The organism is Vibrio sp. 779(2023) (assembly GCF_033344285.1).
Taxonomy (GTDB): Bacteria; Pseudomonadota; Gammaproteobacteria; order Enterobacterales; family Vibrionaceae; genus Vibrio; species Vibrio alginolyticus.
In genome coordinates this window covers 1-15,384 of the sequence record NZ_JAWPOM010000041.1, presented here as the reverse complement: position 1 = coordinate 15,384, position 15,384 = coordinate 1, and the positions used below count along the sequence as shown (strand labels likewise).

Here is a 15,384-nt window from a genome sequence, read left to right as displayed (position 1 = left end):
GGCGCTGGACTAAACAAAGGCCCCCTTTTAGGGGGCTCACACAAAGCCACCTTCTTTAGAAGGTGGTCATTTACTTTCTAAATTCGTATTCGAACCAATGATCAGTGATTGACTGCGATTGGCGTTATTTATTGAATTTCGCTTTTTCTTCTTTTTCTACTTGAGAGAGGCGTTTCAACTTAAGGCCTAGCTCTTTGCCTCTCGCTCTAGCAAACAAAATATTGCCAGCGAAACCGAGTGAAGTCAGTATCAGTTCCACTGCCGCAAGCCAGCGTTCACCCCCATCCACATAGAGGATGGTCAGCGCATGCAAGAAATACAGCATAAGAACAAAGTTAGCCCAAGCATGAGTGTAAGGCTTACCAGCTAAAATACCAGGTAACGGAAGTAGTAGCGGAATACACCAAGCAATAGCAAGTGTTGTGCTGCTGAGGTGAGGGTGAGGGGATAACGCAAGCTGCCAAATAGCGACCCAGGCTAATAAGGCTAAGTTGCCAAATAAAGCCAGGTAACGATAGGTTTTAGCCTGTGTACCGAGTGGTGTTTGGTCTAAAGAGTCAGACATCGATTAACTATCCTTGATTTTACTAACAGACTTTTAGTTTTAACGCTGCAGTTGCCAGCCTTTTGCCTAATTGTTGTGCCAGGCGAATCTCTTCACTGCTTAGGGTTGCCTCATGGCCTACACTGCTGGCGCCATACGGAGTGCCTCCGGACTGCGTAGTGTGTAACTCTGGCTCGGAATAAGGAATGCCCAAAACCATCATCCCGTGATGCAATAAAGGGGTCATCATGCTTTGTAACGTTGTTTCTTGACCACCATGCATCGAGGACGAAGAGGTAAAGACACAAGCAGGCTTATCGATTAAGTCACCACTGACCCATAAAGATGTAGTCTGATCCCAGAAGTGCTTTAAAGGCGCAGCCATGTTGCCAAACCAGACGGGACTGCCAAACGCTAGACCGTCGCACGTTTTTAGTTCCTCTAGAGTAACAATTGGATCAGAAGGGGAGTGTGAGTGAGGTGACAATTCTTCAACTGTACGCAAAATTGCTTGGCATTGAGGAGTCGATTCGACTCCTCTTGCTATTTGTCTTGCCAGTTGTTTTGTCGAGCCATGACGGCTGAAATACAAAATAAGGATCTGGCAATCCATTTATAAAATATCCAACACTTGCTCTGGTGGGCGACCAATTTTTGCTTTGCCGTTAGCAACGACAACCGGACGCTCAAACAACTTTGGATTTTTCGCCATTGCTTCGAATAATTGCTCATCGCTGACGGAGTCTTCGCCTAAGCCAAGCTCTTTATATTCACTTTCTTTAGTGCGCATCATTTCACGTACAGATGAAAAGCCAAGCTGGGCGTACAGCGCTTTTAGTTCATCCACGTTAAGTGGTGTGTCTAGGTATTTGACGACTTCCGGTGTAACACCATTTTGCTCAAGCAGTTCAAGTGTTTGACGGCTCTTTGAGCAACGAGGGTTGTGATAAATCACGACTGACATGGTTTTCTCCATTTCGTTATTGTAATGCCATGAATCGATCTCTTTGGATCATGAGTTGGTCGATACGGGCATCGTATCGCGCTTGCTCTAAGCTGCCCAACTTGGCCATTTTACTTGCTTCACTATAATATTGAATCGCTTTATTCCAATTTGCTCGCAATGCCAAAATTTCTGCTCGAGCAGCCAACTCTTCATCGCTACGCCCCAGCGCGTGGTAGCTCTTCGATATTAGGTGCCAGCCATTTGTATCTTCAGGATAGTCATGAGTGTATCTTTGAAGAACTCGCGTGGCTTGATCGTTTTTATTGTCCTCAAGTAGCGCATTGGCGTAGTTAATGGTCAATACTTTATTTTGAGGGTTACGAGATAACGCTTTGCGGAGCATCTCGGTTGCTTTTTCTGGCTGCTTCTTCTCGATGTATAAATCCGTCATAGCGTCCAAGTAAAACGGGTTACTTGGGTCTTGTTCCAGTAACTTTTTCAAAATTGGTTCCGCTTGAGATAAGCGTTTATTGTCTAAATGCACGAGTGCTCGACCATAATCAAAAGCAGGTGTAATGTCCGCAGAGGCTTTCTTTTGGGTTCTCTCAAACCAGCTCAGGGCGGCTTGTCCATCAATGCCAGCGTAACGAGCCACAATGCGCGCGCGAGCTAGATGATAGTCTATTGAAGGCACAACACGCATTGGAGGATAGGTTCTTGCTCGCGCACGGCTATCGGTAATTCGATCTTCAGGCAAAGGGTGAGTCAGGAGCATTGGTGGCGGTTTACTCGCATAACGATACTCATCAGCAAGACGGCCAAAAAACCTTGGCATTGCTTGAACATCAAAGCCGGCTTTTGCTAATGTCGAAATACCAAAGCGATCCGCTTCTTTTTCGTTTGCACGAGTGTAGTTGATTTGACTTTGCATGTTGCCCGCGGTTGCTGCTGTAATTGCAGCCATCCCCGCTTCGGGTGAGGCAATTGAAAGTAGTAGTGCCCCCGCAAGTGCGGCTAATGTGGCCGGAGAGCGACGCGCTTGTTCTTCCATACTCCGAGCAAGGTGACGTTGTGTGACGTGCGCTATCTCGTGAGCGACAACAGAGGCCAGCTCACTTTCTGAACGAGCATGAAGAAACAACCCAGAATGCAGCGCTACATAGCCACCAAAAAACGCGAATGCGTTGATATTACGGTCGCGAATCATAAAGAAGTGGAACGGCGTTTTTACATCATTCGCATTGGCCACTAATTTGTGCCCAAGAGAGTCAATATATTCATTGATGACAGGGTCATTAACGATAGGTTTACTGGCTCTGAGCATACGCATATAGGCGTCGCCATAAATCAACTCTTGGTCTATTGAAAGCGTGCCACCAGCAGCTGTGCCAATGTCTGGCAAGTCAATGCTATTGGCATAAGTTGTCGGCGAACTGATGGCAGCAGCAAGACATAAGCAAACTAGCGAGCGAGTGCGTTTTAACATACGTTTAAAAGGTTCTCCAAAATACATAAGCATGTGGTTACAGGTCGAGAGCCTATTAACAGCGCCACATACGTTTTGGTTATCCGTGAGGATATAAGCTAACAGTAAGACCGGAAATAAATGAATTGGTTTCGTAAATTATTTTACATCCGAGCTATTTCAGCATGTGGTTAAATCATGTCAGAAGTGCTAGCACCAGCTCAAAAAGCCGTTACAATACAACCCTATCATAAGTGCAGAGCAATACAATGGAATCCATGTTACTTGATTTGCGTGAGCAACGTTGTCCTATGGCACTGTTACTTGCAAAGCGTCATGCTGCTGAGGTCTTTCAAGGAGAAGCAAAGCAGTATCATCAACTTGTCATTCAAGTGGTGGACAACAGCTCTAAACGAGACATTGTGAACTATCTTAGTGCCCAAGGGTACTCGGTTGATTGCCAATCTACATCAGAGCACTACACATTGACTGTCTTCAATAAGGAATCCGCATAAGATGTTTGAAATGGTTAGTCGTTGGTATAAACGACGTTTCTCTGACCCTCACGCAGTAAGTCTCGTCGCGATCTTGCTGTTTGGCTTTATCACCATTTACTTCTTTGGACACTTGATTGCGCCATTACTTGTCGCGATCGTTTTGGCTTATCTACTTGAATGGCCAGTTGTCAAAATGTGTCGTATGGGCGTGCCGCGCACTTTGTCGGTTATTATCGTGATCTTGGTCTTTGTCGGGTTAATGTTAATTGCGTTGTTTGGCTTGGTTCCGACGATTTGGACTCAGGTCGGTAATCTAATTAACGATATTCCGAACATGTACAACGGGCTACAAAAGTTTATTGTCACATTGCCAGAGCGCCATCCTGAACTAGCCAATTTAGAAATAGTAGAAACCGTGGTGACGAACGCCAAAAACCAAGCACTGGGGCTGGGTGAAAGTGTCGTCAAAGGGTCGCTTGCTTCATTAGTTAGCATTGCAACGCTAGCGGTATATTTGATCTTAGTGCCACTCCTTATCTTCTTTTTGCTTAAAGACAAAGAAGAAATGCTGCGAATCGCAAGCGGTATTCTGCCGAAAAACCGTAAATTGGCGAATAAAGTTTGGCATGAAATGAACGAGCAGATATCAAATTACATTCGCGGTAAAGTGTTAGAGATTTTAATCGTGGGCGGTGTGAGCTACGTGACTTTTGCCCTTTTAGATCTTCGTTACTCGGCGTTGCTTGCCGTAGCCGTTGGTCTGTCGGTTTTGATTCCTTATATCGGTGCGGCGGCTGTTACTGTACCTGTTGCTATCGTTGGTTTGTTCCAATGGGGTTTAACGCCTCCGTTTTATTGGTTGTTGCTTGCTTACGGTATTATCCAGGCGCTGGATGGTAATGTGTTGGTTCCTGTTCTGTTTTCCGAGGCAGTAAACTTACACCCAGTTGCTATCATTGTGGCTGTATTAGTCTTTGGTGGGCTGTGGGGTTTTTGGGGGGTGTTCTTCGCCATTCCTTTAGCGACATTAGTCAAAGCCGTATGGCATGCATTACCAAGCACGGAAGAAAACGAACCTGTCGAACAAGAGTAGTTGTTACCAAAGGTACGATGGTTAAAAGAAAGCCCAGCAGTTTGCTGGGCTTTTTGTTTGTAGAAAAACAATAGCGTTTAAGCGTTTTCGTTTAAGTAGTTTAATACGACTTCGTGGTGATCTTTGGTTTTGAACTTGTTGAACACATGTTCGATCACGCCTTCTTCATTGATCAGAAAGCTAATGCGGTGAAGACCGTCGTATACTTTGCCCATGAATTTCTTTTCGCCCCAAACGCCGAACTGGTCAGCAACGGCATGGTCTTCATCAGAAAGCAGAGTGAAGTTTAAATCATCGCGCTCGATGAACTTGCCTAGGCGCTTTACAGGGTCGATGCTTACGCCGAGTACCACCACGTTATGTGCATCGAGTTCAGCTTTGATGTCACGAAGGCCTTTTGCTTGTGTAGTACAACCCGGCGTCATCGCCTTAGGGTAAAAGTAGAAAAGTACTTTCTTGCCTTTAAAGTCTTCAAGAGAAACGGTATTTCCGTCTTGGTCGAGCAAAGAGAAGGCTGGCGCTGGCGAGCCTGCTGTCAGCGTATTCATTTTGATTTCCTTTACTTTATAGTGTGTTTTTAATGAAATTCAGAGAACCTTGTACGTTGAGCGACTTACAAAGTTCATCGAAGTCTTCTTGTAACTGCATCAAATTAAAATCCGCGCTTACAGATGCAGTAATCGCAATGTGAAACTGGTCAGAATCGAGTTGAATTTTCGACTTGCTGATGGTTTGCGCGCTAAGAGAGTCTAAACCAATCTGCTGATCAGCGAAGAACTTAGTAAATTTTTCAGTTAACCCAGGGCGGTCTTCAGACTCAATAAACACTTCCATGGTGTAGCTGTTATCGAGCAGTTCGTGCGCCGCTGTGCGTTTCATGATCGTAATAAGGTCATGTTCTTGGCCAAGCAGGGGCAATTGCGTTTCAACTCGAGTCACGCTGCTGGCGTTCCCAGTCAGGAGCATGATCAGCGTAAATTCGCTGCCAAAGATAGCGATACGGCTATCGACTATGTTACAACCAGCTTGAGTAACGAGCTGTACGACTTGGTTACAAATGCCTGGACGGTCCGTTCCAACTGCTGTAAGTACCAGATGTTGCTTCATAAATGAGCTTCTTGTCCTTTCTTCAATAGAGAGATGTTAGCACAGATATTGCGAAGAAATATCGAGCCAGTTCTTTTTAGTCTATAAAAAGCAGGAGGATGTTGAGGGGAGTGGTGGGAAATAAACAGTAAATGCAGGCTGTAGGATAAACAAAACGTTTGCATGATGTGCTTGCCTATTGTCTGGCCGTTTTATTCACTTAGATCTGACTTGGCTAACAAGACCAAAGAGTATATTTTCCTTGCTTGTGCTCTTCAGTATTTTCCAAATCACTGATAGATTCTAAAGTCACTCGAAAGCCCAACACGATTATCAATATTGCCGTTAATCAAACCAAATAGAGCAATTAAGTTGCTAGACCTCTAACAACTGGTAATTATTCATTCATTTGTACTTTGTAAGCGAGTTTACGCTCTTGTGTTTTTCAATCGCATTACAGTACCATGCAGAAAGAGTTAAATGAGGGAGATAAACATGTTTTCAGGAAGTATCGTAGCGCTGATTACGCCATTCAAAGCAGATGGCGAAGTAGACTTTGACGGTCTGCAAAAGCTAGTAGAGTACCACGTTGAAGCGGGTACAGACGGTATTGTGGCAGTAGGCACAACAGGTGAGTCAGCGACACTGACCATTGAAGAGCATGTAAAGGTCGTTAATAAAACTGTTGAGTTTGCCGACGGTCGCATCCCTGTGATTGCTGGCACGGGTGCAAATGCAACCCATGAGGCAGTAACATTTAGCAAATTACTGGCTGATTCTGGTATTGCTGGCTTCCTGAGTGTGACACCGTATTACAACAAACCAACTCAAGAGGGTTTGTTTCTACATTACAAGGCAATTGCCGAAGCGAGTGATGTGCCTCTAATTTTGTACAACGTACCAGGCCGTACTGCTGTTGATATGCAGCCAGAAACAGTGGCACGCTTGTCAAAGCTTGATAATATCGTAGCTCTAAAAGATGCAACGGGCGATTTGGAACGAATTGCAATTCATCGTGAACTTTGTGGCGAAGATTTTATCTTACTAAGTGGCGATGATGCGACAGGGCTGGATTTTGTGAAACTTGGCGGCAATGGTGTTATCTCGGTAACGAACAATATTGCAGCTAAAGACATGGCAGACATGTTCCATTTGGCAAGTGAAGGTAAGTACGAAGAAGCAGAAGCGATTAACCAACGCTTGATGACTCTACACAAAAACCTTTTCATCGAAGCAAGCCCTATCCCAGTAAAATGGGCAGCGCAAAAGCTTGGTTTGATTGAAGAAGGTGGTTTGCGTCTTCCTTTAACTACGCTTTCTGAAAAATCGCAGCCGATCGTCGAGCAGTCGCTAACAGACGCCCATATTTATTAAGATTGAGCTATTAAGATTGAGTTACTAGGATTGAAGTTCATACTGGGGGCCAAAGCGCCCTCGGTGTTTTAGGAGTATAGATGAAGCTTTCAAGCCAGTTAGTGTTAAGTTCATTAGCTGTATTCGTATTGACTGCCTGTTCAGGTGGTGCCAATCAACGTCGTCAAGCAAAAGATGACTTCGAGTATTTGAACTCCCCAAATTTGGGTGAGTGGAATGTCCCACAGGGTGCACAGCCTCAGTTTTACCCTAACTACGAGATCCCTCAGGGTAACTACGCTGGTGGTGTCGGTAAAGATGTCGACATTCGTCCACCTCAACAAGTCCTAGAGCTTATTCCCGGTGCACGTTTGGACCGCAGCAGTGATGGTGAAGTGACACTTTGGCTACTTCGTAAAGATGAACTAGATAAAGTTTGGCAAACGGTGCAAAACATGGTCGCGGCTAACGAGATTCCAGTTGAAAGCCAAACAGACTCTCGCATCGAGACAGGATGGGTGACTTGGGATTCGCCAGATGAAGAGCTAGAAATTGGCAGCCGATATGAAATCGTACGCGCTGAAGCAAATGGTCGACACGGCTTTAAGGTGAGCCTTATTGACTGGCGTGAAGGCAATCAAGTGAAAGAAGTAACGGCGACCAACCGTGAGCGCTACAATGTGTTCATGACGAACTTGGTCACCGCTCGCTACGATCAAGAAGTGCGTGAAGAAGCACAGCGTAAAGCGCAAGAGTTGGTTAAACAGATCCCAATCACAATGGGTAAAGACCGCAGCGGACTTCCTGTGATTATCGCGCGTGCGCAATACAACATGCTTTGGCAACGTCTGCCTAATATTCTACCTAAGATGGGCTTTAAGATTGAAGAGCGTAGCCAGTCTCAGGGCACAATCACTGCGAAATATGCATCTCCGGATGATGAATTCTGGAACGATATCGGCGTTAAACCAGTGGAGTTAGCCGCTGGTAAGTACACATTCTTACTTGGTGATTTAGGCAACCGTACGTCTATCAATATCACCGACTCCTCTGGCAAGCCAGTAGAAGAAGAGTTTTTGAAATCACTAGCGCCTGTATTGGCTGCAACAGTGAAGCAGTAAACAAAGCGAGCTTAACGCGGCGTGTTTACTTAATGATAGAAAAGGGACCTAGTGGTCCCTTTTTTGATGTTTAGATTAAATGTGTCGAGATGAAGCTGGTGAGTAACTAACGAGGCTCGTTTTTGTTTTTATCTTCTTCAGCGTAGCGCTGTTTATCCAATGTGTTCAGCTTATCTAAATCGTTCTTACGGCTTTTATCCATCTGACCAAACTTCATTTTTGCGGTATATTTGAGTGCGGCAATATTACCAATGACCACGCTCAACACTACAATAATAATGACCCAAGGATTGGTTAGTATTTCTATCATAGAGCCTCCGGCGGCGTGATATTGTGAATAAATTTGGCAACGACGTTATCCAAATTATTCAGTATGACGTCAATCCCTGCAATGTTGTCGGTCTGATTTTGTTTAATCAACTGGCTTCTGAGTACATCAAGCGTCAACTGCTCGAGGCATTGCTGCCCGACAGCGCGGTGACTAATGTGCCAAGGCTCAATCGAAACGCCACCTAAATCGTGCTGATAAGGAAAGAAGAAACCGAACCGACCAAGGTTGGCTTTTAACCATTGGTAGAACGCCTGCTGGTGGCCTTCGAGATACTCCCAAGGTTCCAACTTGAGTTTTGTGTCAGCAGGCAATAAATTGCGCGCATAGACATCAAAATCACAACCCCAATGATGACGACTTCCTCCGGGCAATGCCGACCAGCGCAAAATGGCCATCAATTTCTCTTTGTCATTTAACTCTGCTTTATTCAAAGGGCGGGAGTTGATGTCGAGAATTGGCAACTCACCAGAAAACTTCCCGTTCCAGATGGCTTTTTGGCGATTAAAGTCACGAAAACCACTGGCGATTTCCATTTTGAAACCTGCTTCTGTTGCCGCTTCAATCATCTTTAGCAGATCGTCAGCCACTTCAGGGTGGAGTAGAAACGCTTTTTGCCCCACTAGTGTGGATTGAAGATGAGAATCAGTGATTCCGGTGAGTTGCTCTGGTGTCATTGTGTTCTCGCTGATTACTTCGCCAATAGGTGTTTCAACGTGTTTTCGTACATGTCCGTCAACTTTTCAAGATCGTCGACTTTCACACACTCGTTCACTTTATGAATCGTAGCGTTAACAGGACCTAACTCTACGACTTGACCTCCCATTCGAGCAATAAAACGACCATCAGAAGTACCGCCAGTTGTAAGTAGCGCTGGCTTCGTATCATTGACTTCGGCCACAGCAGCTACAACCGCGTCTAGCAGTGCGCCCGTATCGGTCAGGAATGGGTCACCGTTGAATGTCCATTTTAGGTCGTAGTCCAGCTCATGCTTGTCCAATGTTTCGGTAACACGCTGAACAATTGCGTCATTGTTAAGCTCAGTACTAAAACGTAGGTTGAACTGAACATGGAACTCGCCAGGAATAACGTTAGACGCACCAGTGCCAGCCGATACATTCGGGATCTGGAAACTAGTCGGTGGGAAGTAATCATTCCCTTTGTCCCATTCTGTCGTCGCGAGTTCATGAATCGCGAGTAGAGACTCGTGCACTGGATTGCTGGCTAGGTGAGGGTAGGCCACGTGACCTTGTGTTCCTTTTACCGTTAAATCACCAGTGATGGATCCACGGCGTCCATTTTTCACTACATCGCCAACCACGTCGGTGCTGGATGGTTCACCAACAATACACATATCGATGTTCTCACCACGTTCCATCAACGTTTCTACAACGCGAACGGTACCATTGATAAATGGTCCTTCTTCATCTGACGTAATCAAAAAGCCAATTGAGCCTTTGTGGTCTGGGTTTTCTTCAATGAAGCGTTCGACAGCAACGACCATAGCAGCTAGCGACCCTTTCATGTCAGCTGCGCCGCGGCCATGCAAGTAACCATCAATAATGGTCGGTTCAAACGGATGTGTATTCCAGTGTTCCAATTTGCCAGCTGGTACCACATCGGTGTGGCCAGCAAACGCAAATAGCGGCGCTTCTGAACCACGTCGAGCCCAGAAGTTCGTGGTGTCTTCAAATACCATCACTTCAATTTCAAACCCGAGTGCTTTTAAGCGCTCGATCATCAAATCCTGACAACCTGCGTCTTCCGGCGTTACGGACTGTCTACTGATCAGATCTTTAGCAAGTGCCAATACTGGACTGTCTGTCATCCTTGAGTATTCCTTTATTTAAGAGTTGAAAATGCTAGCGTATTGATCAGCTTTAAAACCGATATGAAGTTGATCATTCACTTTTAAAATTGGGCGTTTAATCATCGCAGGGTTTTCTACCAAAAGAGCGATGGCGTTTTCCTCGTTAAGTGTGTCTTTCTGCTCTTGAGCTAATTGGCGGTAGGTTGTGCCACGTTTATTGAGCACCTGTTCCCAACCTAAAGCGCGACAAAATTCACTTACCATTTCTGCATCAATGCCTTGCTTACGGTAGTCATGGAAGTCGTAAGCAATATCCTCGGCTTCTAACCATTTCTTGGCTTTTTTGATCGTATCGCAGTTGGGAATACCAAACATGGTAATCGACATAGTCTTTCCTTTTTCTTTGTTCTATTTTTCACTGGCGCGGTTAAGACGCACTTAAGTGATTTGGGCTGTTAAAGCATCCTATCAAGAAGCAATCAAACTGACAAAATGCGGTGGAAAATATTTTCAGATAGATTGAGATAACTAATGTCACATAACTTATTTACGATGAATGCGCTATAAATCGAATAAAAATTCGTCTAAATCAAATGGAAAAGTCGAGTTATTGATCAAACGCAACACCTCGCTGAGCAAAAACGAAATAATGAATCAGCACAATTTTAGGAGGTGTCAATGGAATTGAGTCCTGTTTTTGCAAGGCGGCTATATTTGGCCTTGTTGGTGGAAAACCTAGAAAGGCCGAATGTGCCAAAGTTGATCGAAAAAACGGGGTGGCCTCGTCGTACTATTCAAGATGTACTCAAGGCGTTACCTGGGATCGGCATTGAACTCATATTCGTTCAAGATGGCCGACGTCATAATGACGGCTATTATCAACTTTCAGATTGGGGGCCTTTTGATAGCCAATGGGTTCTAGAGCGGGAGAGAGATATCGCTAGCAGTCTTGGATTTCGTGCATAAGCCAGCAATTGCTGGCTTTTTTCATATTCAGGCCTCATCCATTGCAGCGTTAGGCGGAACCCAGCACGCTAAATGAAGTGATAAAATCTTGTGGGGAAACCATAAAAACGGTGTCCGCATCGATAGCCGCTGCATTGTTTTTTAAATCGTTCATCGCGCCTTGCATCATCGCGTCATTAGTCATGAAAATGTAGTTATACCAATGGCCTTCACTTCCGGTGACTTCGCCTTTGTATTCGCATCGCTCAGGGTCGAATTGCGCGTCAATGCGAATATGAACATCTTGACTTTGAGCATGAGTAAGGTGAGAAGGCATCGTGCAACCCGTTAGAAGCACGACAAAAAGTCCAAGTAACAGGCGTTTCATTAGCTATTTCCCCAATACTATGTAAGCAGCAAAGCCAATCCAGCTCAGAACAAGTAGTGTCCAAGGCAGTTTGCTTGATGAATGGTTTGGCGCATCGTCGGTGATATTGTCTTGTTCGATAATCTCTTCATGCTGACGTTGTTTTTCACGTTGCTGTTTTTTCTTCGCTTTATCGGCTTGGCGGTTGCGCTCTTTTTGTTGTTTCTTATATTGCGCGATGCCTTTTTCGATACCTTGAGCGATAAGCTTGGTTTGCTCTTTGGTTTGCCCCGGTTTCTGCGTGGATTTGGCAATTCTCATCGCTTCGGCTTGAGTTTCTTGAGAAGGCACAGGGGTGGCAGGAGTTCTTTTTTTCATGTTTCTCATCAACGTCGCTATAAATCTTTGTTTAGTTTACCTGTGTAAGGTGCTGAAATGAACTTCAGTTCTCATCTTTGTTGGCTTGCAACTCTGAAACGATAGGTTAAAGTGACGTTTTTATCACATAAAGAAGAAGATGTTGTGCGCTATTCGTTTGACCAATATGACGCTCATGGATTTTTAAAGGCGCCGATCATTTTATGGGTGGGATGGATGTTTCTTGTGCGTTCATGGGTGGTGTTTGCCATGGCTGGTGTAAGTCGTGATAGTGGCAGTAAGCTACTCGCTATTGTTTACCCAGATTCAAGTACGTTGTATTTAGGTTTGGCGATGGGCATTCCAAGTTTGCTTCTTATGTGGTTAATGGGGCTTCGTCATCCCGACAGAGGATGGGTAAACAGAATTACTCGCTATGGTCGCGAGATCACTTTGATCTTGTGCGGTATTCAACTTGCTCAGACCATGTATCATGTGTACCTAGAACATGGAGTGTTTAATTGGGCAAACGCCCTTACCATTACCTTATTAGCTTGGTTTATGATCTATCTTCTAAATGGAAGATGGGTAAAAGACTGTTTTCATGTGCCACAATTGGCGCACGATGAACAGCAGCATTCAAAGAATTAAAAACAATAACTTCCCACTCTGGGGCAAAGTAATAGAGGAAACCTCAATGTCACAAGCTCAAACGGCGATCGTGCCAGAAGCCGGGCCATTTGCACTGTACACTCAACTCAAAGTGAACCAAAACCGTGAAAACGTATTAGAAAAACTGAAAGCACTGCCAAAGTTGGTGGAAGAGTTAAACATTACCCAGCCGGGTGCAGCGCTGACGCTTTCTATCGCATTCACAAAATCGTTTTGGGAACACCTTAATGTAGACGCGCCAGAAGAGCTTATTGATTTTACTCAACTTGGCGAAGGTGACATCGTTGCTCCAGCAACAGACGTAGATGTACTGATTCACTGTCACTCGACTCGTCACGACTTGCATTTTTACGTGTTGCGTAAGTTCCTAGAAGAGACGGCACAAGATGTCACCATTGTGGACGAAACATATGGGTACCGTTACCTTGATGCTCGTGATATGACAGACTTTATTGATGGGACAGAAAACCCGAAAGGGGAGGCTCGCGCTGATGTGGCTCTAGTAAAAGAGGGCCCATTTGCTGGAGGCAGTTATGTCATGGCTCAACGCTTCGAACATAACCTTGCCGCTTGGAATCGCTTGAATGTCAAAGCGCAAGAAAAAGTGATTGGTCGTACCAAACCAGACTCTATAGAGCTAGAAGACGTTCCTGCTGCATCACACGTTGGTCGCGTTGATATTAAAGAAGAAGGAAAAGGTCTCAAGATTGTCCGTCATAGCTTGCCATACGGGACGGTAACAGGGCCTCATGGCCTGCTGTTTATTTCTTACTGCAATACACTTCATAACATTAAAGTGATGCTAGAAAGTATGTACGGCGTGACCGATGGTAAAACAGACCAAATGCTTCGTTTCACAAAAGCGGTAACTGGTGCGTACTTCTTCGCTCCTTCACAAGAAATGCTCGCAGAGCTAGCCATCAAGTAAGTTCTCAGACTTTATTTCTTAAGCCCTCCAATTGGAGGGCTTTTGTTTTCTATTTCTATTCCAATCTCTTTTCAAAAAACACTAAACTTTTCTGTTACTTGGTCGATAAGTACTCAAAGCCTTAATTTTAGGACTCTTTATTCGTGGCGATCACCGTTAATACCAATGTAGCAGCACTTGTCGCACAGCGTCATTTGACCAGTGCAACGGATATGCTGAACCAATCCATGGAGCGTTTGTCTTCAGGGAAGCGTATTAATAGCGCAAAGGATGACGCTGCGGGTCTGCAAATCTCCAACCGCTTGCAATCACAAATGCGTGGTTTGGATGTCGCGGTACGTAACGCGAATGACGGCATTTCCATCATGCAAACTGCGGAAGGCGCGATGAATGAGGTGACCAATATCATGCAACGTATGCGTGATTTGTCGCTACAGTCAGCCAATGGTTCAAACAGCAAAGCGGAGCGCACTGCACTGCAAGAAGAAGTTTCTGCTTTAAATGATGAGTTAAGTCGTATTGCAGAAACGACCTCCTTTGGCGGACGTAAATTGCTGAATGGCACATTCGGTACATCGTCTTTTCAAATCGGAGCAACGGCTGGTGAAGCGGTACAAATTGGCCTGCGGACCATGCAGCCGGAATCTTTAGGTAGCTTTTCAATGAGCTCATATCAAAGAGTCAGTTCAGATTGGACGGTTCAAAACGGAAATAATGAAATTGTTATCAGCTACCGTGATAACAATTTTGAAGAGCAGGAGATCCGTATTGAAGCTAAAGCTGGCGACGATATAGAAGAACTCGCGACTTACATTAATGGGCAAACCGATAAAGTGAAAGCGTCTGTTAATGAGGAGGGGCAACTGCAGTTACTCATGTCCCACAAGGACGCCATAAAATACCCTGGACCAACCTTCAGTGGTGGCCTGGCTGATGAGTTAGAACTTGGCAAGTATGTCACCGTAAATAGAACGGTAGATAGTATTGATATTAGCACGGTCGGTGGCGCTCAGATGGCGGTCGGCATTTTAGATGATGCTTTGAAAACGGTAGATGGCAGTCGTGCGGAGTTAGGCGCGTATCAAAACCGCTTTAATCACGCGATCAATAATCTCGATAACATCCACGAAAACTTAGCTGCTTCCAACAGTCGTATCCAAGACACTGACTACGCGAAAGAAACCACGCAAATGGTGAAGCAGCAGATTTTGCAGCAGGTCAGTACTTCTATTCTTGCACAAGCAAAACAAGCGCCCAACCTAGCTTTAACTTTACTTGGCTGATGAACGGCTTTGCCCGAATTTAACGTAAAACCTGCCTGTATCGACAATTCGAAAAGAAGCTTTAGCGAAAAATGAAAGTTTTTTTGCTTTTTTATCCGCTTTGTCACGATTACCCCTCCAAACGAATTATTTTCAAAAAAATCCAAAATTTTCTCTAAAGAAAACAGGGCATGCGCCGTTAATAAAAGTAACTTTGAGAGAACTACTTGGTTTTCCGAGACGTCGGAAACCGCTACACCGGAAAATCAATTGGAGAAATCACCATGGCAGTGAATGTAAATACTAACGTATCAGCGATGACCGCTCAGCGTTACCTAAACAACGCAAACTCAGCTCAACAAACTTCTATGGAGCGTTTGTCTTCAGGTTTTAAAATCAACAGCGCGAAAGATGACGCTGCGGGTCTACAAATCTCGAACCGTTTGAACGTACAAAGCCGTGGTTTGGATGTAGCGGTTCGCAACGCGAACGACGGTATCTCGATTGCACAAACTGCTGAAGGTGCAATGAATGAGACCACTAACATTCTTCAACGTATGCGTGATTTGTCTCTACAATCAGCAAACGGTTCAAACTCGAAAGCAGAACG

The 15,384-nt window shown here is 44.9% G+C and carries 20 protein-coding genes and 1 pseudogene; 9 read left to right on the top strand and 12 right to left on the bottom strand.

The window, feature by feature from the left end; genetic code table 11:
* Positions 1-124: 124 nt before the first annotated feature.
* Genes R8O70_RS24335 through R8O70_RS24320 form a run of 4 tightly spaced genes read right to left on the bottom strand, consistent with a single transcriptional unit; the run spans position 125 to position 2,976 of the window.
* Positions 125-565 (bottom strand): DUF2069 domain-containing protein, encoded by a 441-nt coding sequence (locus tag R8O70_RS24335; RefSeq protein ID WP_005380407.1) that lies wholly within the window; start codon positions 563-565, stop codon positions 125-127.
* A gap of 22 nt (positions 566-587) precedes the next feature.
* A complete protein-coding gene (gene wrbA / locus R8O70_RS24330) occupies positions 588-1,157 on the bottom strand; it encodes an NAD(P)H:quinone oxidoreductase (protein WP_005380409.1) in 570 nt (189 codons plus the stop codon).
* A complete protein-coding gene (gene arsC, locus R8O70_RS24325; RefSeq protein WP_005380410.1) occupies positions 1,158-1,508 on the bottom strand; it encodes an arsenate reductase (glutaredoxin) in 351 nt (116 codons plus the stop codon).
* A gap of 16 nt (positions 1,509-1,524) precedes the next feature.
* Positions 1,525-2,976, bottom strand: a complete 1,452-nt coding sequence (locus R8O70_RS24320; protein WP_005394337.1) for a tetratricopeptide repeat protein — start codon at positions 2,974-2,976, stop codon at positions 1,525-1,527.
* A 257-nt stretch (positions 2,977-3,233) separates the two neighbouring features.
* On the opposite strand from R8O70_RS24320, the gene R8O70_RS24315 reads away from it, so the two are divergent.
* A complete protein-coding gene (locus R8O70_RS24315) occupies positions 3,234-3,470 on the top strand; it encodes a sulfurtransferase TusA family protein (RefSeq protein ID WP_005380414.1) in 237 nt (78 codons plus the stop codon).
* Between the two features lies 1 nt (position 3,471).
* On the top strand, positions 3,472-4,545 hold the full coding sequence (locus R8O70_RS24310) for an AI-2E family transporter (RefSeq protein WP_005389843.1): 1,074 nt from the start codon (positions 3,472-3,474) through the stop codon (positions 4,543-4,545).
* Between the two features lie 77 nt (positions 4,546-4,622).
* On the opposite strand, the gene bcp is transcribed toward R8O70_RS24310, so the two are convergent.
* Together bcp and R8O70_RS24300 are read right to left on the bottom strand one after the other, a co-directional pair.
* Positions 4,623-5,093, bottom strand: a complete 471-nt coding sequence (gene bcp / locus R8O70_RS24305) for a thioredoxin-dependent thiol peroxidase (RefSeq protein WP_005380418.1) — start codon at positions 5,091-5,093, stop codon at positions 4,623-4,625.
* Between the two features lie 16 nt (positions 5,094-5,109).
* Positions 5,110-5,652: a glycine cleavage system protein R gene (locus R8O70_RS24300; protein WP_005380420.1), complete on the bottom strand. Its 543-nt coding sequence runs from the start codon at positions 5,650-5,652 to the stop codon at positions 5,110-5,112.
* Positions 5,653-6,126: 474 nt separating this feature from the next.
* On the opposite strand from R8O70_RS24300, the gene dapA reads away from it, so the two are divergent.
* Complete coding sequence (dapA, locus tag R8O70_RS24295; RefSeq protein WP_047102853.1) at positions 6,127-7,005, top strand: 4-hydroxy-tetrahydrodipicolinate synthase; 879 nt, start codon at positions 6,127-6,129, stop codon at positions 7,003-7,005.
* A gap of 80 nt (positions 7,006-7,085) precedes the next feature.
* Positions 7,086-8,105, top strand: a complete 1,020-nt coding sequence (bamC, locus tag R8O70_RS24290) for an outer membrane protein assembly factor BamC (RefSeq protein WP_005380424.1) — start codon at positions 7,086-7,088, stop codon at positions 8,103-8,105.
* 106 nt (positions 8,106-8,211) lie between these two features.
* Here bamC and R8O70_RS24285 read toward each other — a convergent pair whose 3' ends face one another.
* From R8O70_RS24285 to R8O70_RS24270, 4 genes are read right to left on the bottom strand one after another with little or no spacing between them, the layout of a single operon-like run.
* Positions 8,212-8,415: a DUF2897 family protein gene (locus tag R8O70_RS24285; RefSeq protein ID WP_005380425.1), complete on the bottom strand. Its 204-nt coding sequence runs from the start codon at positions 8,413-8,415 to the stop codon at positions 8,212-8,214.
* On the bottom strand, positions 8,412-9,110 hold the full coding sequence (locus tag R8O70_RS24280) for a M15 family metallopeptidase (RefSeq protein ID WP_239939073.1): 699 nt from the start codon (positions 9,108-9,110) through the stop codon (positions 8,412-8,414). The genes R8O70_RS24285 and R8O70_RS24280 overlap by 4 nt, the downstream gene beginning before the upstream one ends.
* 14 nt (positions 9,111-9,124) lie before the next feature.
* The gene (gene dapE / locus R8O70_RS24275) at positions 9,125-10,261 is read right to left on the bottom strand and encodes a succinyl-diaminopimelate desuccinylase (RefSeq protein WP_005380429.1); all 1,137 of its coding nucleotides are present in this window, start codon (positions 10,259-10,261) and stop codon (positions 9,125-9,127) included.
* An 18-nt stretch (positions 10,262-10,279) separates the two neighbouring features.
* Positions 10,280-10,630 carry an ArsC family reductase gene (locus R8O70_RS24270; protein WP_005380431.1) on the bottom strand — a complete coding sequence of 117 codons (351 nt, stop codon included), beginning with the start codon at positions 10,628-10,630 and terminating at the stop codon, positions 10,280-10,282.
* Between the two features lie 291 nt (positions 10,631-10,921).
* Between R8O70_RS24270 and R8O70_RS24265 the strand changes: the two genes are divergently transcribed.
* A complete protein-coding gene (locus R8O70_RS24265) occupies positions 10,922-11,209 on the top strand; it encodes a winged helix-turn-helix domain-containing protein (RefSeq protein ID WP_005380433.1) in 288 nt (95 codons plus the stop codon).
* Between the two features lie 49 nt (positions 11,210-11,258).
* Here R8O70_RS24265 and R8O70_RS24260 read toward each other — a convergent pair whose 3' ends face one another.
* Complete coding sequence (locus R8O70_RS24260) at positions 11,259-11,576, bottom strand: DUF4156 domain-containing protein (protein WP_318184397.1); 318 nt, start codon at positions 11,574-11,576, stop codon at positions 11,259-11,261.
* A gap of 3 nt (positions 11,577-11,579) precedes the next feature.
* Positions 11,580-11,933 carry a DUF2956 domain-containing protein gene (locus R8O70_RS24255; protein ID WP_005380437.1) on the bottom strand — a complete coding sequence of 118 codons (354 nt, stop codon included), beginning with the start codon at positions 11,931-11,933 and terminating at the stop codon, positions 11,580-11,582.
* Positions 11,934-12,077: 144 nt separating this feature from the next.
* On the opposite strand from R8O70_RS24255, the gene R8O70_RS24250 reads away from it, so the two are divergent.
* The 4 genes and pseudogenes from R8O70_RS24250 to R8O70_RS24235 form a co-directional block, all read left to right on the top strand.
* A complete protein-coding gene (locus R8O70_RS24250; RefSeq protein WP_025768263.1) occupies positions 12,078-12,563 on the top strand; it encodes a DUF2919 domain-containing protein in 486 nt (161 codons plus the stop codon).
* A gap of 46 nt (positions 12,564-12,609) precedes the next feature.
* The gene (locus R8O70_RS24245; RefSeq protein WP_033907102.1) at positions 12,610-13,512 is read left to right on the top strand and encodes a Dyp-type peroxidase; all 903 of its coding nucleotides are present in this window, start codon (positions 12,610-12,612) and stop codon (positions 13,510-13,512) included.
* Positions 13,513-13,655: 143 nt separating this feature from the next.
* Positions 13,656-14,795: a flagellin gene (locus tag R8O70_RS24240; protein WP_005380443.1), complete on the top strand. Its 1,140-nt coding sequence runs from the start codon at positions 13,656-13,658 to the stop codon at positions 14,793-14,795.
* A 263-nt stretch (positions 14,796-15,058) separates the two neighbouring features.
* Positions 15,059-15,384: pseudogene (locus tag R8O70_RS24235) on the top strand (flagellin); the annotation flags it as partial.